Source organism: Chryseobacterium endalhagicum (assembly GCF_016745235.1).
In the GTDB taxonomy this organism is placed as follows: domain Bacteria; phylum Bacteroidota; class Bacteroidia; order Flavobacteriales; family Weeksellaceae; genus Chryseobacterium; species Chryseobacterium endalhagicum.
Genome location: NZ_JAELVM010000002.1, coordinates 315,239 through 339,813, shown reverse-complemented (window position 1 = coordinate 339,813; position 24,575 = coordinate 315,239). Strand labels below are relative to the sequence as shown.

Annotated in this window: 20 protein-coding genes; 10 read left to right on the top strand and 10 right to left on the bottom strand. The window is 39.4% G+C overall.

Annotated features, from left to right (window positions below):
• Position 1: 1 nt before the first annotated feature.
• Positions 2-2,827: a TonB-dependent receptor gene (locus JET18_RS11790; protein WP_202091272.1), complete on the bottom strand. Its 2,826-nt coding sequence runs from the start codon at positions 2,825-2,827 to the stop codon at positions 2-4.
• 627 nt (positions 2,828-3,454) lie between these two features.
• The gene (locus JET18_RS11785; RefSeq protein ID WP_202091271.1) at positions 3,455-4,024 is read right to left on the bottom strand and encodes a helix-turn-helix domain-containing protein; all 570 of its coding nucleotides are present in this window, start codon (positions 4,022-4,024) and stop codon (positions 3,455-3,457) included.
• A 205-nt stretch (positions 4,025-4,229) separates the two neighbouring features.
• On the opposite strand from JET18_RS11785, the gene JET18_RS11780 reads away from it, so the two are divergent.
• The 10 genes from JET18_RS11780 to JET18_RS11735 all read left to right on the top strand — a co-directional run bounded on the left by JET18_RS11780 (position 4,230) and on the right by JET18_RS11735 (position 14,193).
• Positions 4,230-4,937, top strand: coding sequence for a response regulator transcription factor (locus JET18_RS11780; protein ID WP_202091270.1), 708 nt, complete (start codon positions 4,230-4,232; stop codon positions 4,935-4,937).
• Between the two features lie 3 nt (positions 4,938-4,940).
• Complete coding sequence (locus JET18_RS11775) at positions 4,941-6,341, top strand: sensor histidine kinase (protein WP_202091269.1); 1,401 nt, start codon at positions 4,941-4,943, stop codon at positions 6,339-6,341.
• Positions 6,342-6,916: 575 nt separating this feature from the next.
• Positions 6,917-7,411 carry a hypothetical protein gene (locus tag JET18_RS11770; protein WP_202091268.1) on the top strand — a complete coding sequence of 165 codons (495 nt, stop codon included), beginning with the start codon at positions 6,917-6,919 and terminating at the stop codon, positions 7,409-7,411.
• A gap of 35 nt (positions 7,412-7,446) precedes the next feature.
• The gene (locus JET18_RS11765; protein WP_202091267.1) at positions 7,447-8,274 is read left to right on the top strand and encodes a YoaK family protein; all 828 of its coding nucleotides are present in this window, start codon (positions 7,447-7,449) and stop codon (positions 8,272-8,274) included.
• Between the two features lie 551 nt (positions 8,275-8,825).
• Positions 8,826-10,625 (top strand): DNA mismatch repair endonuclease MutL, encoded by a 1,800-nt coding sequence (gene mutL / locus JET18_RS11760; protein ID WP_202091266.1) that lies wholly within the window; start codon positions 8,826-8,828, stop codon positions 10,623-10,625.
• A 2-nt stretch (positions 10,626-10,627) separates the two neighbouring features.
• Positions 10,628-11,356 (top strand): rhomboid family intramembrane serine protease, encoded by a 729-nt coding sequence (locus JET18_RS11755; RefSeq protein WP_202091265.1) that lies wholly within the window; start codon positions 10,628-10,630, stop codon positions 11,354-11,356.
• A gap of 8 nt (positions 11,357-11,364) precedes the next feature.
• A complete protein-coding gene (locus JET18_RS11750; protein ID WP_202091264.1) occupies positions 11,365-12,354 on the top strand; it encodes an endonuclease/exonuclease/phosphatase family protein in 990 nt (329 codons plus the stop codon).
• Between the two features lie 79 nt (positions 12,355-12,433).
• Positions 12,434-13,408: an endonuclease/exonuclease/phosphatase family protein gene (locus JET18_RS11745; RefSeq protein WP_202091263.1), complete on the top strand. Its 975-nt coding sequence runs from the start codon at positions 12,434-12,436 to the stop codon at positions 13,406-13,408.
• A 4-nt stretch (positions 13,409-13,412) separates the two neighbouring features.
• Positions 13,413-13,775 (top strand): hypothetical protein, encoded by a 363-nt coding sequence (locus JET18_RS11740; RefSeq protein ID WP_202091262.1) that lies wholly within the window; start codon positions 13,413-13,415, stop codon positions 13,773-13,775.
• Positions 13,776-13,815: 40 nt separating this feature from the next.
• A complete protein-coding gene (locus JET18_RS11735) occupies positions 13,816-14,193 on the top strand; it encodes a hypothetical protein (RefSeq protein WP_202091261.1) in 378 nt (125 codons plus the stop codon).
• Positions 14,194-14,386: 193 nt separating this feature from the next.
• On the opposite strand, the gene JET18_RS11730 is transcribed toward JET18_RS11735, so the two are convergent.
• The 8 genes from JET18_RS11730 to murG all read right to left on the bottom strand — a co-directional run bounded on the left by JET18_RS11730 (position 14,387) and on the right by murG (position 24,532).
• Positions 14,387-15,901 (bottom strand): GH3 auxin-responsive promoter family protein, encoded by a 1,515-nt coding sequence (locus JET18_RS11730; RefSeq protein ID WP_202091259.1) that lies wholly within the window; start codon positions 15,899-15,901, stop codon positions 14,387-14,389.
• 105 nt (positions 15,902-16,006) lie between these two features.
• The gene (locus tag JET18_RS11725) at positions 16,007-16,417 is read right to left on the bottom strand and encodes a BrxA/BrxB family bacilliredoxin (RefSeq protein ID WP_048505288.1); all 411 of its coding nucleotides are present in this window, start codon (positions 16,415-16,417) and stop codon (positions 16,007-16,009) included.
• 478 nt (positions 16,418-16,895) lie between these two features.
• The gene (locus tag JET18_RS11720) at positions 16,896-17,342 is read right to left on the bottom strand and encodes a GatB/YqeY domain-containing protein (RefSeq protein ID WP_202091257.1); all 447 of its coding nucleotides are present in this window, start codon (positions 17,340-17,342) and stop codon (positions 16,896-16,898) included.
• 84 nt (positions 17,343-17,426) lie between these two features.
• Positions 17,427-19,352, bottom strand: coding sequence for a cell division protein FtsZ (gene ftsZ, locus JET18_RS11715; protein WP_202091255.1), 1,926 nt, complete (start codon positions 19,350-19,352; stop codon positions 17,427-17,429).
• Between the two features lie 114 nt (positions 19,353-19,466).
• Positions 19,467-20,849, bottom strand: a complete 1,383-nt coding sequence (gene ftsA, locus JET18_RS11710) for a cell division protein FtsA (RefSeq protein ID WP_202091253.1) — start codon at positions 20,847-20,849, stop codon at positions 19,467-19,469.
• A gap of 86 nt (positions 20,850-20,935) precedes the next feature.
• Positions 20,936-21,901: a cell division protein FtsQ/DivIB gene (locus JET18_RS11705; RefSeq protein ID WP_202091251.1), complete on the bottom strand. Its 966-nt coding sequence runs from the start codon at positions 21,899-21,901 to the stop codon at positions 20,936-20,938.
• A gap of 83 nt (positions 21,902-21,984) precedes the next feature.
• On the bottom strand, positions 21,985-23,358 hold the full coding sequence (murC, locus tag JET18_RS11700; protein WP_202091249.1) for a UDP-N-acetylmuramate--L-alanine ligase: 1,374 nt from the start codon (positions 23,356-23,358) through the stop codon (positions 21,985-21,987).
• A gap of 61 nt (positions 23,359-23,419) precedes the next feature.
• A complete protein-coding gene (gene murG / locus JET18_RS11695; protein WP_202091247.1) occupies positions 23,420-24,532 on the bottom strand; it encodes an undecaprenyldiphospho-muramoylpentapeptide beta-N-acetylglucosaminyltransferase in 1,113 nt (370 codons plus the stop codon).
• Positions 24,533-24,575: the final 43 nt, after the last annotated feature.

Sequence of the window (24,575 nt, the reverse complement as noted above, 5' to 3'; positions counted from 1 at the left end):
TTTAAAAGTTCAGTTTTATACCCAGATTACATCGTACTCCGTAATATTCCACCTGCTCAGGACGGTCTTCATTTTTTCCGAAGTGATAAATCAAAGGTTTGTTCAGAATGTTGTTCACATCAGCATACAGCATCAGGTGTTTCGTGAACTGGTAAGATCCCCCGAAATCTAAGCTGCTATATTTTCCGTAATAAGAGTCATTGATGTCATCTTCAGCATATTCTACCGCGTACTTTCCTTTGTAATTGTAGGCCAGTCTTGCATTGAACCCTTTTTTCTCAAAGAAAACCTGTACGTTGTACAACTGCTTGGCCTGATAAGGAAGGGCTACCTGTCTTCCGCTTGGTTTTTCCATTTCAGAAGTCATGAACGTAGCATTCAGCTGTGTTCCGAAATACTGAAGAAATCCTGGTAAAAAGTCGAATCTTCTGTTGATTCCAAGCTCTACACCGCCCAGCCATGCCGCTTTTCCGTTATTTGGAGCCGTAAACTGTACGCCGGTCATTCCATTGTAGTTTCCGATGAATGAATCCTGGAAAATAGGATCTGTGATGGATTTATAGAAAACCCCGCCGCTTACGATCCCGACATTGGAGAAATAATATTCTCCCATCAGGTCGAAGTTTAAGGAATAGGTTGGATTAAGATTTGGATTTCCTCCTTTAAATTCATTATCCGCTTCGCTGTACGTTCCGCCCGGTGTCAGATCCCCGAAATTAGGTCTGGAAAAAGTACGGGTTGCGGCAAAACGAAGGTTGGTTCTATCGTTTAAGGTATATTTAATATGTAACATCGGAAGCACGGCCAGATAGTTTTTGGTATGCTCTACCGGAGTAAGAACGTTGTCCGCCACATTATATCCTCTTACTTTTGTATTCGTATTGGATAGTCTGATTCCTCCTAAAATAATGATCTTGTCATTCAGTTTATAGGTTCCCATTCCGTACGCATCGGCATGCTTTTCAAAAACATCAAAGTTTCTTCCCAAAGCTTTATTGTATTCCAGCGCTTCAGAATCTGCCGGGTTAATTTTCAGGTTTCCCTGATTCTGAATCCAGAACTGATCCATTCCTGAGGTAGAAAGTACCGGCCCGAACGTGTTTCCGATGTGAGCGTTCATTTCGCTTAAATATTTTGGTCCGTTGGGTTGTGTGGTGATGTATGGAGCATAATCAGACAGAAGGGGAGCCGTTCCGCCGTTCCAGTTGTAAAAAATATCAGAGAATCTCGCATTACGCTCTTTGTCTCTGTATTTAAACCCATATTTTAACGTCAGTTTATCCGATGCATTGATCTCATGATTGAATGCGGCCACGATCTTATCCTTTTCCTCCACAAAGACTTTGTAAAATTCAAGGTCTGTAAATCTCATCTGGGAAGCTTCCATTTTAAAGTCCGGATTGCTGTAGAATCCAAATAAGGCATCAGGATTTTTGTAGTCTAATTTACCGCCGTCTGCTTTCCAGTATGCTCTCGGCCCGTTCCCATGATTGGAAATATAGTCAGGATTGATCCCTACTCCGGATTGGGTGTATTTGATCACATAATAAGAATTGTTCTGTTTGTCCGGAATATTCCCGTATTTGAAACGGTTGTCATAATAGGATAGATCCCAGTCGATTTTTCCTTTATTTAAAGTATGGATTCCGCCTAAAGAGATAGAGGTAAGCTCAGTGATCAGCAGATTATGGATGTTCTGAAGCTCTACTCTCGCTGTATTATTAGCCGCACTGAATTTATCAAATCTGATCCTGTGTTTATAATGCGTTTCATCATCCGAAAGCGTTCCGTACATTCCTTTTAAATAAAATGTATTTTTTGGAGAAAGGACGTATTCAAAAGCTGCGTTTACACCAGTTGTTTTTCTAACCCCGTTATAATCACGCAGTTCCATTCTGAAAACCCCTTCATCACCGCTTCTTCTCGCCTCAAAATTATCGGTGGACCAGTTTCTTATAAAATGCGCCACATTAAATAAATACCCGAATTTTTTATCTTTCGTCCGGCCTCCATAAAGCAATCCAAGGTTGTAAACGCCTTTGTCTGCTTTTGCATTGTAACCGCTTCCCAAAGTTGCTTTAAACTCTGTTTTCATCGGGGGTGTTTTCGTGATAAAGTTCACGCCGCCACCAATTCCGTCTGCTTCCATATCAGGAGTAAACGACTTATTGACATGAACATAGGAGATCAGTTCGGTAGGGAAGAAGTCAAAGGCTGTCGCTCTGGAAGTGGTTTCTTCCTCTGCGGTAGGAAGCCTGTTTCCGTTGATGGTCGTGGATGCCCAGAATGGCGGAAGTCCTCTTAAAGAAACGAATCTTCCTTCGCCCTGGTCTCTTTCAATAGAAACACCCTGAACCCGCTGAACCGTTTCTGCGGCATTCCTGTCCGGAAGCTTTCCGATTCCGTCCGAGGCGATGACATTGGTGATATTCACCGCATTTTTCTGTAGGTTTAAAGCCCGTGCTTCCGTATTTTTCAAAGTTCCGGTAACCACAACTTCGTCTATATTTTTTCTCTGCTGGGATAATTTTACAGCACCCAGATCAATGGTTTCTCCGGGTTTTACATCTACTTCAATATCTGTGGTTTCATAACCAATGTAGCTGACCTGCAGGCTGTAATGGCCTTCTTTGATATCATTGATGGCAAACTTTCCATCGATATCCGTGGCTGTATTTTTTGATAAACTTTTTATTTTAACGGACGCGCCGGGAAGAGGCTGGCTGTCGTCAAAAACAGTTCCTATAATTAACTGCTTCTGCGCTGAAACAAAAATTGTGAAACAGACAAAAGCAAGGGTAAGTAATTTCTCTAATTTTGTTTTCATTTTTACATATATTAAATTTTTTATGCAAATCAAGCTAATAATTTTAATATATATAAATATTTTGTATTAAGTATTGTTTAACAAATACCCCCTGTTTGTTACGCTTATTTTACCTGAAAAGACATTAAACAAAACCTGTAAAAATTGTTGCAAAACAGAGGCTTACTTCGTTCTTTCGGCTTTTTTTGGTGATATATCTTTAAAATAGAGAGACTGTAAATCTTTAGAAAAAAGCTCTATTTTCGTTAATATTCCGTTCATTTTAGGAAAAAGTGGAAAAGCAAAAGTTGCATATTTGTAAAATTTTGATCTGAATAGAATCAAGCTAGAGAAGAAAATGAAGAATTAGGTAAAGGAATTAGGGATGAAAATATGAATTTTAGATGTGGAAAGTTTCTCTGTTTTTATTAACGCAAAGATTTTATCATAATACCGCATATTTTGAGTTCTGCAAAGATAAAAATCAATCTTCGATTGATTCGATGAAGCGTGTGCAAAAAAACGTCTGCTTCATCAATGGCACAGCCATAATTCTTTGCTCAGCTTGAAGTAGAAAGCTTTTTAAATAAATCTTTGCGTTTGAAAAATATACAGTATTATAAAGAGAGTTGTATAGTAATCCAGAAACTATGCAGTATAAAAATAAAGCACGAGCATAACACAGCTTTCATCGCTGATGCTTACCGGAACATGCGGAAACTTTCCGTTGAAATAAAGAGAATCTCCTTCTTTTAAAATGATTTCCTCATTATCGATGATGTATTTTACTTCTCCTTTCAGAATATATTTGAACTCCCAGGCATCGGTGATCACTTTTTCCCTTTTGGAATTGGGCTCCAGTGTAAGCAAAACTGCTTCGAAACCTAAAGAATGAAGACTTTTGCTGAAAATATGCATATATTTAAACCCTTCAGCTTCCACTTCTTTTTCTATAACCTGCTGGCTGTCTTTGGGAAGATAAATGAATTTGGCGCTGGATTTCTTCTCAACCCCTTCAAAAAAATAGCTGGCATCAATTTCCAGAGACTGAATCATATCAAGCAGTACCGGAAGTGAAGGAATGGTTCTTCCGTTCTCGATCCTGGATACAAGACCGTTGCTTACATTCGCTTTGGAAGCCAGTTCATTAATGGTTAAATTATTCTTTTTCCTGATATCTTTCAGTCTTTTACCGATACCTATTAAAAAATCATTCATAGTGTTTCCAATTTAACCTAAATTATTTCTTCATTAAATATATGAAAAGCAAAGTTAGTATTATTCTATATAGCTTATGCAGGGTAGGGAATCAATTCACTGAAAATTGTTATTGGGAAGGAGAGACTCTTTCCTCTCAATAGTCACCTCTCATTTTGCCCTTTCACCCTTTTCCCTTATTTTTGTGAAATTCCTCATTCCTCATATGAAAAAGATTATCCTCATTGAAGACGAAACCAGCGTTGTCTCTTTTATAAAGAAAGGGCTTCAGGAAAGCGGGTACGAAATTTCCGTAGCTTTTGACGGGCGTACAGGGGTACAGCTGGTACAGGCCAATGATTTTGACCTGGTGGTTCTGGATATTATGCTGCCGGAAATGAACGGGCTGGATGTCTGTAAAGAAATCAGGAAAACCAACCAGCATGTTCCGATCCTTTTTTTAACGGCTCTGGGAACTTCTGAAAATATTGTGCTGGGACTGGAAAGCGGGGGCGATGATTATCTGGTGAAGCCTTTTAAATTCATTGAACTGGTAGCCCGGGTAAAATCCCTTTTGAGAAGAAGCAATGGAAACGGTCCCCAGGAAATTGTTGAGCCGGAGCCGGATAATGAATATGTGTTTCAGTTTTCCGACCTGATCCTTAACGACTATACAAAAAAAGTCACCCGCGCCGGAGAAGATATTACACTGACTTCTACCGAATATAAACTTCTGCTGTATTTCCTGAACAATCCCGAAAAAGTAATTTCCAGGGCAGAAATTCTGGATGCAGTCTGGGGAGTAAACTATGAACTTGGAACCAATGTAGTGGATGTGTATGTAAATTATTTACGGAAAAAACTGGATAGTCAGGATGATAATAAGCTGATCCATACCGTTATAGGAATGGGTTATGTAATGAAAAAACCTTAACGGATGTTTAATAAAGTTGTCACAAACCAGACTAAAACCATGGTGCTTTTAATGCTGGTGTTTACGGTCATCATTCTGCTGTTCAGCGGATTGGTTTACTTTTCGATTGTCAACTTTTCGCATCAGAGGTTTTATGAGCTGCTTAAAATCCGTACAGCCACCATTGTTCAGATTGAAAAAAGCAAGGACCATCTGGATCTTCCCGAGAACTATATCCTCAACAGCCTGAATGACGAGGAGCTTCCCATGGAAAGGGATTATGTTTTTGCGGTTCCTGCAGATTCCAATTTCAGGAAAATTTCGCAGGAAGTTCACATTCCGGATTATTTTTTCAAAAGTATCGTTAAAAAAGGGGAGGCCAATTATAATGATAAAGAATTCTATTATATCGGGCAGACCTTCAGATATGATCATAAAGACTATATCGCCATTGCTTCCGCGAAGAATCATTATGTGATCTACTATCTCGGATTTTTAAAGAGAACGCTGGTCACCTGTATTGTGCTTTCACTGTTTTTCAGTATGATCTTTTCTTTTTATCTGTCTAAAACTTTATTCAAACCGATCTTAAAAATCACGGGTAAGGTAAAAGAGATCAGCTCTGAAAACCTTCACCTGAGACTGGAGCCACAGCCGGATAATAAAGAATTAAATGAGCTGGTAGATACATTCAATGGAATGCTGAACCGTATTGAAACCTCATTTGAAACCCAAAACCATCTGATCGGGAATGTTTCGCATGAGCTGAGAACGCCTCTCACTTCCATTATGGGCGAAGCTGACGTGGCCCTTTCGATCACGAGAACCGCAGATGAATATAAAGATACGCTGGAAATCATCTTGGATGAAGCGGAGAAACTGGATAAAAAGATCAAAGCTTTGTTGATGATCGCTCAGACCGGTTTCGATGGTAAAATCCAGAAAATGGATAAGGTAAGAATCGATCAGCTGCTCTGGGATGTCATTGAAACGCTAAGGAAAATAGATTCCCGTAATAATATCTATCTGGATATCAGTATGCTTCCGGATAATCCTAAAAAATTAAAAGTACAGGGCAACGAACAGTTACTGCATCTCGCGGTAGCCAATATCATCAATAACGGCTGTAAATATTCTAATTTCCAGCAGGTAAAAGTGTCCCTGGGCGCCACCGATACGGATGTTTATATCATTGTAAAAGATTTCGGAATCGGGATTCCTGAGGAAGAAATGAACAAAATCTATGATCCCTTCTTCAGGGCTTCCAATACCAAAAACTACGAAGGCTACGGAATAGGACTTCCGCTGGCCAGAAACATCGTAAGAATGCACCAGGGCGAACTGATCGTAAGTTCCTACGAAAACCAGGGAACCACGGTACAGATGCGTTTCCCGAACTTCTATAGTACGATGCCGGAAAGTTAAGGTGGGGTTTGAGAGTTTGAGAGTTTGAGTGTTTTAGGGCTTGAGAGTTTCGGGAGGTTATGAGTTATAAATGATGAGTTATGAGTTATGTAACGTGGGTCTTAGAGGTCGAAGCTTTTCACCATTGACTTGCGAAGCAAAATTGACCATTGACCATTCTCAATCTTAGGCTTACGCTGAAATCTGATGTCTTGCGTCTGAAATTTCATATCCCAAAATTCACCCTTCACTTTCTTACTCCCAATCTTACACTAAAAGTCTCATGTCTGATGTCTGATATCTGATATCTGACGTCTGGCATCTTGATTCTTGGCTCTTGTTTCTTATAACTAAATTCACCCTTCACTTGCGAAGCAAAATTCACCCTTCACTTTCTTACTTATAATCCCAACCTAAAAGTCTCATGTCTGATATCTGACATCTGAAGTCTCTATATGTTAACGGGCATTAACAATATTCTAATCTCATTCTAATCTCTTTAATCACATTTTAATTCCATTCCAAAAGGCTTCTAATCTTGCCGCTTTAGTTTTGTATCATCAAAATAAGATAACACAAACCTAAATCTAAAAGATATGACCAAAACAATCTTAATCGCAACGGATTATTCTCTGGAGTCACTGAATATATTAAAAAAAGTACTGAAAGAGAAAGAAGCATCGGAAGACCAGAATCAGTATAACATTCTTTTGGTTTCAGGATATGAAGCCGGAGATTCCATCAGAGACCTCCTGTTCAATACAAAAAGCACAATTTTCAATAAAATAAGACCGCAGGAGTTCTGTGATGCGTATGGAATCATCAAAAATAAATATCCGCATCTGGTTAATAAAATCGTCTGCGATATTTTCACAGGAAGCTTTCAGAGAACATTCAACAATTATGTGAAAGCAGCGAATATTGAGGAAGCTTACTATTCTCCGGCTATTAAAAGTAAGGGCAAAGGAAAATTTGATATTGCGCCTTACATTAAGAAATGCAAAGAACTTCAGGTTCAGGAAATTAAAGTGGAAATCGTTGAGAGACTTCCGGAAAGAGGAAGACTGGCTGAGATCTTTGTTGAGGTCTGAGAATAAATAAAAACACCTATTAAAAGAATAAAAAAATGTTAAGAAATTATAGTAACAGCCGAACGTTGGGAGACAATATCAGATTGGGGACGCTGACTGCATTTACTGCAGGTACTATAAATATTGCCTCTCTGTTGATATTCCTCTCTTTTACATCAAACGTGACAGGGCATTATGCGATCCTTGCCGCTGAAATCAGTAAAGGAAACTGGACGCAGGTAGCCGTAGTGGGAGCGTGGATCTTCCTGTTCTTCTTCGGAAGCTTTGTATCCAACTTCATCGTCATCAATTTTAATAAAAGGAGTAAGTATTTTGCCCACTCCATGCCCATTGTGCTGGAGATCATCTGTCTGTTGTTCGTAGGAATATATGGCCAGTTTTATTATCAGAAAACACTGGAAGAAACGGAATATCTGGTAGCACTGATGCTTTTTGCAACCGGGCTTCAGAACGGACTTACGGCAAGTATCTCCAATTTCTCGGTAAAAACCACCCACCTTACGGGTACCACTACCGACCTTGGAATTCTGTTTTCCATGTTTACCCAGAAGAAATACAGAAAGAACGGGGAATTGATTGCAAGAGCAAAACTGCTGATGAGTATTATGGCAGCCTATGTTTTAGGAGCAGTATTCTCAGGGCTTACGTATTATTATCTTGAATTCAGAGTATTTTACGTGATCAGTTTCTGTTTGCTGGTGGTGATTGGGTATGATGCCTATAAAATTCATATCAGACACTTTAATACCAGATACCGTCACAGCAGAATCTATAAAAAGCCGAATTTACTGGCGTACCTGTATGATAAGGTGCATGGAATTCCAAAAAGAAAAGAAAAACGAACGTTTGTCTTTGATGAATAAGCGGGAAAGAAATAAAATAAATATCAGTATTATTTTTGTGTAAACTAGCTGTGAAACACCCTTTTTCGATGGTAGAAAAAGGGTGTTGTTTTTTAATTAAATCAGGAATTTTAAGCAAGCTGTTTTTTAGAACCTTTTATTTAACGCAAAGTTTATATATCATGTTTTTGTATTTTAAGAGGCAAAGGAAAGAATCAATTTTAATTGATTCGATGAAGCGTTCGTTCTATCCATGAGCTTAATCAGCGGTGTAGCCGCCATTCTTTGCTTTCCTTAAAGTAAAAAGATTCGAACATGAACTTTGCGTTAAAGTCTCCCGCAGATCACGCAAATTTCACAGATTTTTTTTGCATATTAGATTCGTGTTATCCGTGAATTCATTTGTGAAATTTGTGTTTAAAAATATTGTCAGTTAAAATTGCCCTGTAGCTTAAAAACAGGGTGAGGTATCAGATTGTGATTAAAATGTTGATAATTAAATTTTAATTCACGGTTTTATTGTTTTAATTCCCGTTTCCATTGACTATTTTTGTAAGTTGATTATACGTTTTATGTCAGATATTATTCAGCTTTTACCGGATCATGTAGCCAACCAAATAGCGGCAGGAGAAGTGGTGCAGAGACCTGCGTCCATTGTGAAGGAACTTTTGGAAAATGCTATTGATGCCGGTGCATCCAAGATAGAATTGATCATCAGGGATGCCGGAAAAAACCTGATCCAGGTGGTGGACGACGGTAAGGGAATGTCTGAGACGGATGCCAGAATGGCGTTTGAAAGACATGCTACGTCAAAAATCAGAGGGACGGAAGATATCTTTAAGATTGCAACCAAAGGATTCAGAGGGGAAGCACTGGCTTCTATCGCTGCAGTTTCCCAGGTTGAACTGAGAACAAAGCAGAATGATGCTAAGATTGGAACAAATATCTATATTGAAGGCGGTGTATTTCAGTTTCAGGACCCGATTCAAACGGCAGACGGCTCCAATTTCCTGGTGAAGAACCTGTTTTATAATGTTCCGGCCAGAAGAAAATTCCTTAAAAACAATAACGTTGAATTCAGACATGTCATTGATGAATTCCAACGGGTTGCATTAGCCCATGAAAACCTGGAATTTTCCTTGTTTCATGATGATGAAGCTGTTTTCAGGCTGAGAAAAGGAAGTCAGATGCAGCGTATTGTGGATGTATTCGGACGTAAACTGCAGCCACAGCTTATCCCGATCAAAGAAGATATTATCTGGTGCAGGCTTCACGGATTTGTGGCAAAACCTGAAGGCGCAAAAAAATCGAGAGGCGAGCAGTTTCTTTTCGTCAACGGAAGATATTTCAGAAGCCCGTATTTTAATAAAGCGGTTCAGGAAGCTTTTGAAGGACTGCTTCTGCCGGGTTATGTGCCTACATTTTTCCTTTTCCTGGAACTGGATCCGGAAAAAATAGATGTGAATATCCATCCGCAGAAAACAGAAGTGAAATTTGAAGATGAGCATCTTATCTTTGCCCTTCTCCGTTCTACCATTAAAAGATCTCTGGGAATTTACAACGTTTCTCCAAGCCTTGATTTTGACAAAGATCCGGACCTGGATGCGATGATGAATAAGCCATTTCCAAGTAAAAGCAACGGCAGTGGAGGAGGTGTGATCAAAATGCCGGAAATCATTGTAGACAAAGACTATAATCCATTCATAGAAGAAAGAAACGTACGTCCGGAAGAGATTCAGAATCTCACGGAAATGTACCACCAGAATATTACCGCAGAACCGTCAAAGATCAATTTATTTGAAGATGAGGATTTTGATGAAGACCTGATGAGGTTACCCAACGGATATTGGCTGTTCAATAAAGGAGATGTGACTCTAATGCTGGATTTGGGAAGAATGCACAGATTAGTAGTTTCTGAAAACAATAAAACATCAAAGAAAGCGAACACCAATACCAACCCAAACAGCCATGCCCTGCTGTTTTCGCTGGAGTACCACATGAACGAAATTGAGAAGAACAAATACAATTCTTTTAAAAAATTTCTTCCGGAACTCGGGTTTGACATGAAAATTGCACATGAAAGCGTGCTGAGAATAGATGCACTTCCTGAAGGACTGAAAGAAACCCAGGCCATGAAGTTCCTGGAGAACCTTTTTGAGATCCTGGAATATAAAACGGAAGAAGAATTTATGCAGTTCTATCTCAACCAGTGGAACAAAATGCAGTCGAAATCCCGTTTTGATTTTATCTATAAAAAAGATGCGGAACAGATGATCAAAGATTTTACAGCCTTAGGCTTCCCGGAATTTTTACCGGATGGCAAAAGATGCTTTTATGAAGTTCCGTTTAATGATTTTAAAAACAAATTTTAAAAATGTTTAACAATATACCGCCTATCACCAGGAATATTATCATCATAAATGTGATCGTATTCGTTGGGACTTATTTTCTTGGAAACCAGGTCATCGGCTACCTGGCCGGATTCTATCCTTTCTCCCCGTTTTTCCATTCATGGCAGATCATTACCCATATGTTCATGCATGGGAGCATTATGCACATTTTGTTTAATATGCTGACTCTGTATAGTTTCGGACCTATTCTGGAACAGACACTGGGAGATAAAAAATATCTGATCCTTTATTTTCTGAGTGGATTAGGCGCTTTTTTTCTGTTTAATTTATGGAATTTTGTTGAGGCTCAGCAGATTACCAGTGAATTACAGCAGTTAGGCTTCAATGTTAATGCTTATTTATCAGGAGCCAATGTAAGCTTCAGTGGAAATACAGAATCCATTATCAAACAGAAAGAGCTGCTGGAGAGCTTTAAAGGGATTGTAGCTACGCCTATGGTTGGTGCTTCCGGAGCTATTTTCGGGGTTGTTGCTGCTTTTGCTACGCTTTATCCTGATTCAAAAATTATGATGATGTTTATTCCCATTCCAATAAAGGTAAAATATCTGATGCCTGTCGTGATTGTAGTCTCTGTATATCTGGGTGTTTCCGGAAACGGAGGCGGTATTGCCCACCTGGCTCACGTTGGAGGCGCACTGGTTGGCTGGATTCTTGCTAGGATATGGAAAAAACATCTGTATAGATTCAATTAGAAATTTCTGTGAAAGTTGTCCGTCTTGTCATATTAATCCTGCATCTGGGCGTTTTGTTCCTTTTGCTGGGCACTTTACTGAATGCTTATGTACCGCCTAAAATATTTCCGTGGTTCAATCTGCTTTCCTTAGGTTTTCCTGTCCTCATTATTATATATTGCATTTTTACACTTTTCTGGCTTTTCAGCTGGAAAAAAAGAACTTTTGTGTTTATGCTGATCGGGCTCATTTTTATGAATCCTGTACAGCGGTGGGTGAATTTTTCTCCCGGGAAAAAGGAAACAGCGGATCTGAAAGTGATTTCCTTTAATATCAAAGCTGGTTCTTTAGGGGCTTCCGATATTGAAAAATATCTGAATGCTTCCAATGCTGATGTAATCATGCTGCAGGAAGCAGGTAGCAAAGTTTCTGTCAAAGGGATGAATGTCGTTGACAAGAGCGGAATCCTCAAAGTCTTTTCAAAGCATAAAATTATAGACTCCAAAGAGCTCATCAAAAGTGATTATGAGACTAATAACGGCTATGCTACCCAGGCAGATATTGAAATTGAAGGGAAAATATACCGCTTTATCAATATCTATCTGGAGCCTTTTAAGTTTGAAAAAGGAATGATCAGAATAGATGGAGTGAAGGAAGAAGACGAGCAAAAGCTGAAAAATATTGTAAAAAGACTGATCCCTGTCTTTAAAAAACACCAGGATCAGGTAAAAAGTATAAAGGAAGGAATTGAAAATTCTCCCTATCCCGTCATTGTGATGGGAGACCTGAATTCCGTACCCAATTCTTACGAATATTATCATCTGTCTGAAGGACTTCAGGATGCTTTTGTAAAAGCAGGGAAAGGGAGCGGGACCAGCTTCCACGACTACAAATTCCCGATCAGAATCGACTATATTTTTACTTCAAAAACAATACAGCCGGTGACGTATAAAGTAGACCGAACGATAAAGCGTTCAGACCATTATCCGGTGATCGGAACTTTTTCGTTAAATAATTAATAATCATAAAATTAGTTAAAGGATTACTTGTTGGTAGGATTTTTGATGAAAAGAATAGCGTACCCTAGACTGTTTTTTCATGAAGCCGAACCAGTTATTGCTATTTGTTCATATCGTTGTAGCCGTGTTGCTCCTATGCACATTGGGAAATGCGTGGATTCCACCTAATTTTTTGGGATCCCTTAATCTGCTTTCCCTGGGCTTCCCGTACCTGATTATTGTGTATGTTCTGCTTACTTTAATCTGGGTTTTCCAAAGAAAAAAAATAGCCTTTGCCTTTGCTGCCGGAATTCTTCTTTTTTATAATCCTATCAGAAGATGGGTTAATTTTTCTCCTAAAACAGAAAATTTTAAAACGATAAGAGACATTAAAGTCCTTACTTTCAATGTAAAATATGGAGATTTTGGCTGGGAAAAAGTAAAAAAATACATCAAGGATCAGGATGCTGATATCATTCTTGTTCAGGAAAAAGATACGAACAGAGCGATAAGAAAGGATATGGTAAAATATCCTTCAGTAATTCTCAAAACAAAACATAAGATTTTAAGACAGGAAGCGCTGATTGAAGACCAGGCAAGAGGAAATTCTTTCTATGCCGATGTTGATATCAACGGGAAAATTATCAGAGTGGTGAATGTATATCTGGAACCTTTCAGACTGCATAAATCTATGCTTAAATTTGATGGAATCGCCAAAGAAGGCGGAAAGATTGCAACCCTTCTCTCCCATATGACGCCTACCTTTAAAGCGCATGAGGACCAGATCAAGAAAATCAGAAAAGTGATAGATTTTTCACCGTATCCTGTGATACTGGCCGGTGATTTTAATTCCGTTCCCAATTCCTATGAATATTATAATCTGGGCAAAGACCTTCAGGATGCTTTCCTGACAGTAGGAAACGGGGCTTCTACGAGCTTTCATGATTATAAAGTCCCTTTGAGGATAGATTATATCTTTAGTTCAAAATCCATTATTCCTTTAAGCTATAAGGTAGATCATTCTGTAAAATTATCGGATCACTATCCTGTAATTGCGGAATTTCTGCTAAATTAGTTCCATGAAAAATTTACTCTCTGCGGTTTTTGTTTTACTGCTGTTGCTGTCGGCTTGTTCAAAGAAAGAAACACCCGGTTTTGCAGCGGATCAGGAAGTGAAAGTTCACTATGATACCGCGGCTGTAGATTCATTTTCAGCGGGAGCAACTTCTATAGATATTGTCCGCCAGATCAGGATGTCTTCCCAGAAATACCAGGATTCTGTAAAAGAAGCAGAAAGACTTCAGAAGGAAGAGCAGAAACTGAAAGAAGAGCTGGAAAAGGAAAATAAAAAGAAGCTGGAAGAAGAAAAAAAGAAGACGGATGCAGAGAAGAAACAAAAAACGGCTGACAGTCCGCCTGCAACCGGAGCTAAAACGGAATAGAACCCATTCACATTAAAAAACATTAAAAAAAATATAAAATATGAAAAAACAAATCTTAGCAGCAGCTGCCGTAGCACTATTTGCTGTATCATGCACAAAATCTACCACTAAAACAGAACAGGTTGAAGGAACTGACGGATCTGTAACGACCACCACGACTACCGTTTCTGAAACAACGCCTCATGTGGATACCGCTAAAATAGATAAGGCGAAGGAAGATGTAAAAGCTAAAGTAGATGCAGCAGGAAACAAAATAGACGAAGCTGCCCAGAAGACGAAAGAAGATCTTAATAAAGCCGGAAAAGATATCAAAGCCGGGGCAAAAGAAGTAGGTCAGGATGTAAAAGATGCTGCCGCAAAAGGAGCTGCCAAAGTTGAAGAAGGCGCGAAAAAGCTGAAGGAGGATTTAAAGAAATAGTGAAATACTACATATACAGAAAACGCAGTCGGAATTTTGACTGCGTTTTTTTATGTAATGTTTTTAGGGGCTAGGAGTAGGATTTAGGGATTAGGGAGAAATTGTCTTTAATATTAAATAAAGTACCTAAATATTGGTTTTTTAGACCTTTATAACTTCCATCTTCTTGCATCAGGCTTCCTTTCCTATGTTATTATCTGTTAAGTTCCAGCAGTGGGTCTATATATTCCCGGTCATTACTCAGTCTCGGGACTTTGTTCTGGCCGCCCAGCTTTCCTTTGGATTCCAGCCAATGATAGAAGAGATCCGGTTTTGCAATATGGATGATAGGCCTTTTCAGCGTCAGGTTGTTGTATCTTTTGGCTTCATAATCGGAATTGATCGTTTTTAAATGAAGATCAAAAGCATCGGTAAAACGTTCCAGATCATCCGGATATTGGCTGAATTCGAAGATCCATTCGTGGGCGCCGCTTTCGTTTTCTTTCATAAAGACCGGCGCTCCCGTAAAGTCGGTAATGCTTGCTCCGGTAAGCTCGCAGGCTTTGGATAAAGCAGATTCCACGTTGGTGATCATCAGCTCTTCCCCGAATGCATTGATGTAATGCTTGGTTCTTCCTGTAATTTTTATTCTGAAAGGATTGATGGAGGTAAATATAACGGTATCTCCGATCAAATATCTCCATAATCCGCCATTCGTTGTGATAACCATGGCGTAGTTTTTCCCTATTTCTACATCTTCGAGACTGACTACTTTCGGATTGGAAAAATGAAACTGATCCATCGGGATGAATTCATAAAAAATCCCGTAATCCAGCATCAGCAGCATTTCATCACTGTCCGGCCTGTCCTGTATTCCGAAGAAGCCCTCGGAAGCATTGTAAATTTCGTAGTAATTGATCTTTTTTCCGATGATCTGCCTGTATTGGTCCTTGTATGGCTTGAAACTGATTCCACCGTGAAAAAACACCTCTAAATTCGGCCACAGCTCGGAAATACTTCGAGTGTCGGTTTCTTTTAAAACACGCTGAAGAAGAACCATCATCCAGCTCGGTACCCCGAGAATACTTCCTACGTCTTCATTTTTTACTTCTGAAGTGATGGCTTTAAGCTTGCTTTCCCATTCAGACATCAGGGAAACCTTTTTACTGGGCGTTGTGGTGATCTCTACCCAGAAAGGAAGATTATCGATCAGAATAGCAGAAAGATCTCCAAATTTGGTGTTGAAATCCGCGTGAAGTTCCGAGCTTCCGCCCAGACGCAGGTTTTTATTGGTGAACAGCTGATTTTCGGGATGATTATTGGCGTAAATGGAAACCATATCCTTTCCGGCCTTCATATGGCAGTATTCCAGGCTTTCCGCGGAAATAGGAATAAATTTGCTTTTGGCATTGGTGGTTCCGGAGGATTTTGCAAAATGCTTGATATACCCCGGCCAGCTTACATCTTTATGCCCCTGTCTTGCTTTTTCGATATAAGGCTCAAAATCTTCGTAGGTAACGATCGGAACCTTGTTTTTAAAGTCCTGATAGCTGGAAATAGAATTGAAGCCGTACGTTTTGCCGTATTCGGTGTCTTCTGCATGAAACAGTTGAGAGAAAAGTATACCTTTCTGAGTTTCAATAGGATGATCCATGAAATTCTGAATCTGATCTATCCTTTGACGGATAAACCAGTTGACGACAGTATTGAAAAGTGCCTTTGTTGCCATTCCAACAAATATAATAATATTTGGATTTTCAGAGAATTTTTATCGTGTAAAATAAAAAAACCGCTACATATTATGTAACGGTTCTGTATCTGAAATTATTATTTCTTAGCAATACTCATCAAAAGCAGCCTGAAGATTAGCTGCAATAGCACCTGCAGGGTTTCCTTCAATGTGGTGTCTTTCCAGCATGTGAACCAGTTCACCATCCTTGAAAAGCGCTACACATGGAGAGCTTGGAGGGAATGGAGCTAGGTGTTTTCTTGCTTCTGCTACCGCTTCTGTATCAAATCCTGCAAAAACTGTCGTTAAATGATCAGGTTTCTTTTCTCCGGTTAAAGAATATACTACGCCAGGTCTTGCTGCACCTGCTGCACATCCGCAAACTGAATTAATAACCAACAGGGTAGTTCCCGGCTGCTTTAGAGCCTCTTCTACCTGTGCTGGAGATGTTAAATCTTCGAAACCTTTATCTGTAAGTTCTGCCTTCATAGGCATTACCAAATCTGTTGGGTACATATATTTTGTTTTTTATCACTACAAAGTTAAACATTTCTGAGCTTTTCTTCAATATATAAAAACTATCAATCGTTTAGTCAGATAAAATTAATGCAATATTAATATTTCAATAATATTCGAAATAAAATGAAATAAAACTATGAATAATGAGAATAATTTATTAAATTTGAAATGATTCTGAAAACCAACGACCATGAAAAAAACATTTACTGCTTTCCCTCGAGCACTCAAATTATTTAACACAACCTGATTTTCAGGGGTTACGTGAGAAACGTATTCAGTTTTGAACCACGATGAACTGAATTAATAATTATGAATATCCAAAAAAATGAAGCCCGGAACAAATCTGTTCCGGGCTTCTTTAATCAAATCGATATGCAAAGGTTGGATATCCTGGTGTGTTGCGGGATGCGTGTTACGGGATACAAGCTTTAAAACATTCAGTAAAAAACCCGGAACCCGGAACGCAAAAACGCGTTTATGAAAGGAGCTTCTTAGCCATCTCGGAAATACTTTTTCCGTCAGACTTTCCTGCTAATGCTTTTGAAGCGGCTCCCATCACCTTCCCTAAGTCTTTGGCAGACTCAGCTCCGGTTTGTGAAATAATATTCCTGATTTCTGCTTCCAGTTCCTCAGGAGTCAGCTGTTGAGGTAAAAACTTCTCAATCACTTTCATCTGGGCTTCTTCCACTTCTGCAAGGTCATTTCTTCCCTGTGCAGAAAACTGTTCGAAGGAATCTTTACGCTGCTTGATCATTCTCTGCAGAATGGCAATCTCCTGCTCCGGAGAAACTTCAACTCCTCTCGCTTCAGTGTGTAGATTTAAAATCTGAGCTTTTACAGCTCTCAGAGAGTCCAGAGCAACTCTGTCTTTCTCTCTCATTGCTGTTTTAATAGCTTCGCTGATGATATTTTCTAAACTCATGGTTTTTGGTAATTTGATGATATGCTGACGGGTTGATTTGACGATGAATTATCGCATCATCCAATCAACTCATCATCACATTATTTAGTCTACGTCTTTATTTAAAAATCTGTTCTCTCTCACCTGCATAGATCCGTTGTTGTCAGACAGATAGGTGTTGATATTCTGGTCTGAAGCATTGGTTCCGTCTATAGCGATGTTCTTTCTTTTGAAAGCCGGTACAGATTCGAATTCGCTGGTGCTGTCGAAACTCTGATAGCGGGAATTGAATTCTTTTAATTTATTTCTTCGCTCCAGAATTCTGTCCTGATCTACTGCTTTATTCACAAACGTGAATTCAGATTCTGCAGGTTTTGGCGTTTCAATTTCTACTTTTTCTTCGAAAGCAGGTTTTGTTTCCGCTTTCGGTTCTTCCTGTCTGGTCTGAAAGATGGTTTCAGGAGCCTGAACAGGGATTTCAGTTACCGCGCTTGCCGGAGCTGTGAATTCTGCTTTTGGCTGTCCGAAATCTGTTTTCGGTTCGTTGGAAGAAGGCTGATTGTTTACAAAGAAACTGAATTCAACAGGTTTTTGATCTGAGAAACCACCTGATGAAGGAGTAGAAGGAGCATCATCTTTTTTAGCATCAAAATCAAATTTAAAAGATTCGATTTCCAGGTCATTCGGATCTTCTGCTTCATCATCATAAGAGAATAAGCTGTAAGACTCTTCCTGAGGCTCTTCTTCGTTTCTCCATTTATTCACCGGGCTGTTGTTCTGTGTATCTTCCTCTTTATCAAAGAATTTTATATCCGTCCTGATTTCTTCTTCTTCAATAATCATTTTTTTTTCAGAAGACTTCATCCCGAACTGTGGCACATCACTGTCCTCATCATCCAGTCTGAAGGTATGTTTTCCTCCGAAATCACGATTGGTTTCAGGAGTAGTTTCTCTTTCTTCTCTTGTTTTAAAAGGCGATGTTTTTGGAGCTTCCAGACTGTCATTAAGACTGATTCTGATCTTCTCTGTAGGACCTGCGAATCTTTTGCTGTCATTTGAAAAACCTGTAGCGATAACAAGAACGCTTACAGAATCTCCCAATTCCTCATCAGCACCTACCCCGAAAATAATATCGGCCGTATTTCCTGCTTCTTTCTGGATGTGGTCCATAATCACCCCGATCTCGTCCATGGTTACTTCTTCAGCACCACTTCTGATCAGTAGAAGTACGTTTTTAGCTCCTGTAATCTTATTGTCGTTCAACAATGGAGAATCCAGTGCTTTTTTAACGGCTTCTTCGGCCTTATTTTCCCCGGAAGCAATTCCTGTAGACATCAGGGCAGTACCGGAGTTCTGAAGTACAGATTTGGCATCTCTAAAGTCAATGTTTACATCGAAGTAACCGGTAATAACTTCTGCCATTCCTTTCGCGGCATTGGTTAAAACTTCATCGGCTTTTGAGAAGCCTTGTTTGAATCCAAGGTTTCCGAACTGCTGTCTCAGTTTATCATTGTTGATCACAATAAGTGAATCCACATTATTTCTTAGCTTTTCAAGACCAATTTCGGCCTGTTCAAGTCTTCTTTTACCTTCAAAACTGAAAGGAACGGTAACGATCCCTACGGTAAGAATTCCCATATCTTTGGCTACCTTAGCGATCACAGGAGCTGCTCCGGTACCTGTACCACCACCCATTCCGGCAGTGATGAACACCATTTTGGTATTCTGGCCCATAGATGCTTTGATCTCCTCGATGCTTTCAACAGCAGATTTTTCCCCCACTTCAGGATCGGCACCGGCACCAAGACCTTCTGTGATGGTAGTACCAAGCTGTACTTTGTTGGCAACCGGGTTATTATCCAGCGTTTGGGCATCTGTATTGCAGACTACGAAGTCTACTCCGTAAATCCCTTTCTCGTACATGTGTTTAAGGGCGTTGTTTCCACCACCTCCTACACCGATTACTTTTATAATGGATGAATTTCCTTTTGGCAAATCAAATGAAAATCCTTGTGTACCTATATTTTCCATAACTATGCTTTTTATAATTGATGAATGACGAATGATAATTGATGAGTGATAACTGGCGTTGGGCAATAAGCTTTTTATTTATCAATTATCAATAATCTTCTATCATTTATAACTTTATTCTACTTCTTCAAAGAATTTTTTAACTTTTTCCATAAGCGACTGCCCAAAAGTGAGCTTCGCTCTTCTGTTTTCCTGCTGCTCATTTACAACGGTTTGTTCCTGAACTACAGCCGCGGCCTGAATGGTTTGGGCTGTTTCTGTCTGTGTAACAGGAGCTTCTGTTTTGGCAGGCTGTTCTTCAACAACCTCGTCTGCTTCGGCACCCTGCTTCTTGTCACGGATCTTTAAACTCTCCATTAATAAACCGATTGAAGTAGCAAATTCCGGGCCTTTCAGATACTGGTTTTTATCGTTGGCGATATATTCGTTGGCAAAACCAATTCTGCTGTCAAAACCTGTTGTATAGTTGGCCAGCTGGCGAAGATGTTTCAAGTTGGATCCACCTCCCGTAAGAACAATTCCTGCGATGAGTTTTTTCTTCTGCTCGAATGCTCCGTAAGCTTTTAATTCTGTATTCACCATTTCCAGGATTTCTTCTACTCTGGCATTAATGATCTGCGCCAGGGTTTTAAGGGAAATCTCTTTATCCGGTCTTCCGTGAAGGCCGGGAATGGTAACAAATGTGCTGTCTTTTTCCAGTTCAGGAACCGCAGAACCGAATTTTACCTTCAGTTGTTCTGCATGTTTTTCTATGATGGAACAGCCTTCTTTGATATCTTCCGTAATGATACCGCCTCCGTAAGGAATTACGCAGGTATGACGGATGATGTTGTCTTTGAAGATGGCAATATCCGTAGTACCGCCACCGATATCTACAATAGCCACTCCGGCTTCTTTTTCTTCTTTTGTAAGCACAGCTTCTGAAGAGGCCAAAGGTTCCAGGGTAAGGGCTTCCATTTCAAGGCCTGCTTCTCTTACACATCTTGCGATGTTTCTGATGCTGCCCATCTGTCCTACCACCACGTGGAAATTGGCTTCCAAACGTTTTCCATGCATTCCTACCGGCTCCTGAATTTCGCCCTCGGAATCTACCTTATATTCCTGTGGAAGGACATGGATAATTTCTTCTCCAGGAAGCATAACCAGCTTTTTTACCTGATCTTTCAGTGCTTCGATGTCATCATCTGTAATGAACTTGTCCGGATGCTCACGCATGATATAGTCGGAATGCTGCAGAGAGCGGATGTGCTTTCCTGCAATACCTACCGTAACTTTACGGATGGGAACTCCTGCGCTGGATTGTGCTTCGGAAACGGCTGCCTTGATTGAATTAATAGTCTGTGAAATATTATTCACAATTCCTTTATGAACTCCAAGACTTTTGGCCTTTCCAACCCCGAGAACTTCTATTTTCCCGTGTGCATTCCTCCTTCCGACAATCGCGACAATTTTCGTTGTCCCGATGTCCAGACCTACTGAATACTCTTGATTTTCCATTTTATGTCGATTTGATTTTTTTCCTTTTTATCCATTGACAGGATTTTATCCTATCCTTTGTTCAATCGTCCCTTCGGGACTCTGTGTTATTCTATTTTTACTTTTGCTTTGGGCTTTGCGACCGTGGGCTTTTTCTCAGTTTTTTTTGTTTCCTTTGGTTTGGCGGTCGTTTTTGGCTTTGCTTTTTCCTTAGGTTTTGCTGATGCTGTTTTTGCCTTTTTGATATCAGCGGTTTTTGGCATGATGTCCGGTTTCTTCACTGCTGCGAGGATTGGGGTCTTTGCCAGTTCTTTATTTCCTGCTTTCAGAATACTGTCGTTTTCTTTGAAATAAGGATTTAAAGTGGTTACAATCTGGTTCTGGTATTTCACTGAGACCATGCTGTATTTTTGAGGATCCTGGAATACCAGATATTTTTCGACAAAGGTTTTGAGTCCTTTTACTTTGAATTCGATATTATCCAGATCTCCTATTTCTACTTTATAATTTCCGTCACTGGTGAGGAGATTATAATCGTCTTTGCTTTTTGAAATTCCGATAAAGAATTTTTTGCTGAAATCATCTTTATCAATCTTATTCACCAGTTCTGCCAGCTTTTCATACTCCTCGGGCTTTACGTTTCCTGTTACCAGCATGCACGGATGGGAGTATGTTTTTGAAATGGGAAACTCGGTTCCTTTTTCGTCTACATAAAAGTCTCTTCCGTCTTTATTCAATCTGAATGCGGGCACTCTTTGCCTGATATCCAGATAAAGCTTTCCATTTAAGTTTAAGTAGACATTGGCACTGTCTACAGCCGGAAGCGCATTGATCTTCTTTTCAAGTACGGGAATATTCAGGTCTCCTACTTTTCCGGAAGGGTTTTCTTTTTTTACAATTTCCCGGATATCTCTTTCATCAATGAAGTATACGGGCGTTTTTTCATTCATTTTTACAGAAATCTTATTGTCCGTGATCTTCTGGCCGCTGAATCTCTTCAATGAGAAACTCAGCAGTAATCCAAGGATGATCACTGTGACAGCAATTTTTAATATTCTGTATTTATTTTTCATATATTTTGTACAATGTATAAAGTACAATGTACTGTGTATTTCAATTAGTTATTTTATTAAATGATCTCTGTACATTGTACTTTTTACATTTTACTTTGTACAGAAGAATTTATCCATTCTGTAATAGGATCATACAGGGTATCAATATTTCCTGCGCCTACGGTGAGAAGGATGTCAAAATCTTTTTCTTTTATTTTTTCAAAAGCACCGGACAGATCCGATCTTTCTTTTTTATCCAAATTCACTTTTTCCAATAGCCATCCGGAGGTTATCCCTTCGAAATTTTCCTGAAGTTCTCTTGCAGGATAGATGTCGAGAAGGATCAATTCATCCGATTTACTTAAGCTCTCAGCAAATCCATCTGCGAAATCCCTGGTTCTGCTGAACAGGTGCGGCTGGAAAACGACCAGAAGCTTTTTATCCGGATAAAACGTTCTGATTGAGCTTACTACCGCATTAATTTCTGTGGGGTGGTGGGCATAATCATCGATGTAAATTTTACCGTTCGGATAGATATGCTTGGTATATCTTCTTTTAATTCCTTTAAAATTGGCAATCGCCTTTTTCAGGGTTTCAAAATCTACTCCTAAATTGTGAAGAATGGCTAATGCTGCAGTCGCATTTTCCACGTTATGGATTCCTGGAATTTCCCACACAAAATCTTTTACCGTTTCGGATGGGGTATGGAAATCAAAATAGATCTTGTCATGATCCATGCGGAGATTATCTGAATAATAATCTGCTTCTTCATTCACCGCATAGGTTTTGTGGTCGCGGCCAATATCCAGTCCTTTTCTTACAAATAACTGTTGATCATCCGGGACAAGTGCCGCAAACTGTTTGAAACCTTCTTCAATATGGTTTTTATCTCCATAAATATCCAGATGGTCCGCATCTGTAGAAGTTACCACAGCCCAGTCCGGAGAGAGGTTCAGGAAGCTTCTGTCATATTCATCTGCTTCAACAACAGAATATTGTGTTCCGTTATAAAGGAAATTTGACTTGAAATTCTCTGAAATACCACCTAAAAAGCATGAAAACGGAAGATCTGCCTCTTTGCATAAGTGTGAAACCAATGTAGAAGTAGTTGTTTTTCCGTGGGTTCCTGCTACAGCGATGCAGTCTGTATTTTCTGTGATGAGGCCTAATACTTTGGCGCGTTTTAAAACCTGAAACTGATTCTGGTTGAAATAATCCAGAATTCCCAGAGTTTTAATAGCCGGGGTATAGATCACCAAGGTGTCTTCTTTTTGCAGCGCAGTTACTTTGCTGTCAATATGATCTTCGAAAACAATATCAATTCCTTCTTTCATTAACTGTTCAGTAAGCTTGGTGTTGGTTTTGTCGTAGCCCAGCACTTTCTTACCGGAAGCATTGAAATAGCGTGCCAAAGCACTCATTCCTATACCTCCGATTCCTACGAAGTAATAATTTTGATATGTTTCTAAAATGTTCATTCTTTTTGTATTAATGTATGATGTACAATGTATTGATGTATGTTTTTGTCGTTAATACATTTTACACTGTACTTTTTACAGTTTTAAATATCTCGTCTACGATTTCTTTTGCAGCGTTTGGCTTGGCAAAATATTCCAGGTTCTGAGACATTTCTTTTCTTACCTTTTCACTGCTGCAGATTTCTTCCAGAGTATTCCAGAATTTTTCCTGCATTTCAGAGTCTTTTACCATTCTGGCTGCATTTTTTTCAACCAGATTCATGGCATTTTTGGTCTGATGGTCTTCCGCTGCAAACGGGAAAGGGACCAGAAGAACCGGTTTTTTCGCTACTGCCAGCTCTGAAATGGCAATGGCTCCTGCTCTTGAAACAATGATGTCAGCTGCAGAGTAGGCCAGTTCCATATCTTTGATGAACTCTTTCAACTGAACCTGAGATCCGAGCTCCGAGATCCGGGACTCACTGCTTAATTCATTGTAATCCAGTTTTCCGGTTTGCCAGATTAACTGATAGCCTTTTTCTTTAAGGTTTTCCAGGTTTTCTTTCCAACCATTGTTTAATGTTCTTGAGCCTAAAGAACCACCGACGGATAAAATCGTCAATTTGCCTTTGTCAAGATTCATTTTTTCTTTTGCCTGGGCAGTTTCCTGCATTCCTGTAATGATATTCTCACGAATAGGATTACCCAGGAATTTTATTTTTTCAGCGGGAAAACCTTCTACTTTAGGATAGGCCGTAAAAACAGCTTTGGCTTTCTTGCTTAAAATTTTATTCGTTACACCGGCATGGGCATTCTGCTCCTGAATAAAGATTGGAATTCCCAATTTGCTTGCTTCATATAAAGCCGGTCCGCTGGCAAAACCTCCTGTTCCTACTGCAAAATCCGGAGCGAAGTTTTTAATGATCTTTTTCGATCTGGACAAGCTTTTCAGAATTTTGAATGGGAGCCCGATATTGGATAATAAGTTTCCTCTGTCGATTCCGGCGATATCAATTCCTTCAATTTTATAACCTGCCTGCGGAACTTTTTCCATTTCCATTTTTCCGTTGGCACCTATGAACAAAAATTCGGTATCAGGAAATCTTTTTTTGATTTCATCTGCAATGGCAATGGCCGGGAAGATGTGTCCTCCTGTACCGCCGCCGGATAATACTACTTTTAATTTTTTGTTCATTTTTTTTTAAAATATAATAGGATTTTATCCTATTCTTTGTTAA

Coding starts and splice junctions, on each gene's coding strand:
- JET18_RS11790 (WP_202091272.1), bottom strand. CDS start 2,827: ATGAAAACAAAATTAGAGAAATTACTTACCCTTGCTTTTGTCTGTTTC.
- JET18_RS11785 (WP_202091271.1), bottom strand. CDS start 4,024: ATGAATGATTTTTTAATAGGTATCGGTAAAAGACTGAAAGATATCAGG.
- JET18_RS11780 (WP_202091270.1), top strand. CDS start 4,230: ATGAAAAAGATTATCCTCATTGAAGACGAAACCAGCGTTGTCTCTTTT.
- JET18_RS11775 (WP_202091269.1), top strand. CDS start 4,941: ATGTTTAATAAAGTTGTCACAAACCAGACTAAAACCATGGTGCTTTTA.
- JET18_RS11770 (WP_202091268.1), top strand. CDS start 6,917: ATGACCAAAACAATCTTAATCGCAACGGATTATTCTCTGGAGTCACTG.
- JET18_RS11765 (WP_202091267.1), top strand. CDS start 7,447: ATGTTAAGAAATTATAGTAACAGCCGAACGTTGGGAGACAATATCAGA.
- mutL (WP_202091266.1), top strand. CDS start 8,826: ATGTCAGATATTATTCAGCTTTTACCGGATCATGTAGCCAACCAAATA.
- JET18_RS11755 (WP_202091265.1), top strand. CDS start 10,628: ATGTTTAACAATATACCGCCTATCACCAGGAATATTATCATCATAAAT.
- JET18_RS11745 (WP_202091263.1), top strand. CDS start 12,434: ATGAAGCCGAACCAGTTATTGCTATTTGTTCATATCGTTGTAGCCGTG.
- JET18_RS11740 (WP_202091262.1), top strand. CDS start 13,413: ATGAAAAATTTACTCTCTGCGGTTTTTGTTTTACTGCTGTTGCTGTCG.
- JET18_RS11735 (WP_202091261.1), top strand. CDS start 13,816: ATGAAAAAACAAATCTTAGCAGCAGCTGCCGTAGCACTATTTGCTGTA.
- JET18_RS11730 (WP_202091259.1), bottom strand. CDS start 15,901: ATGGCAACAAAGGCACTTTTCAATACTGTCGTCAACTGGTTTATCCGT.
- JET18_RS11725 (WP_048505288.1), bottom strand. CDS start 16,417: ATGTACCCAACAGATTTGGTAATGCCTATGAAGGCAGAACTTACAGAT.
- JET18_RS11720 (WP_202091257.1), bottom strand. CDS start 17,342: ATGAGTTTAGAAAATATCATCAGCGAAGCTATTAAAACAGCAATGAGA.
- ftsZ (WP_202091255.1), bottom strand. CDS start 19,352: ATGGAAAATATAGGTACACAAGGATTTTCATTTGATTTGCCAAAAGGA.
- ftsA (WP_202091253.1), bottom strand. CDS start 20,849: ATGGAAAATCAAGAGTATTCAGTAGGTCTGGACATCGGGACAACGAAA.
- JET18_RS11705 (WP_202091251.1), bottom strand. CDS start 21,901: ATGAAAAATAAATACAGAATATTAAAAATTGCTGTCACAGTGATCATC.
- murC (WP_202091249.1), bottom strand. CDS start 23,358: ATGAACATTTTAGAAACATATCAAAATTATTACTTCGTAGGAATCGGA.
- murG (WP_202091247.1), bottom strand. CDS start 24,532: ATGAACAAAAAATTAAAAGTAGTATTATCCGGCGGCGGTACAGGAGGA.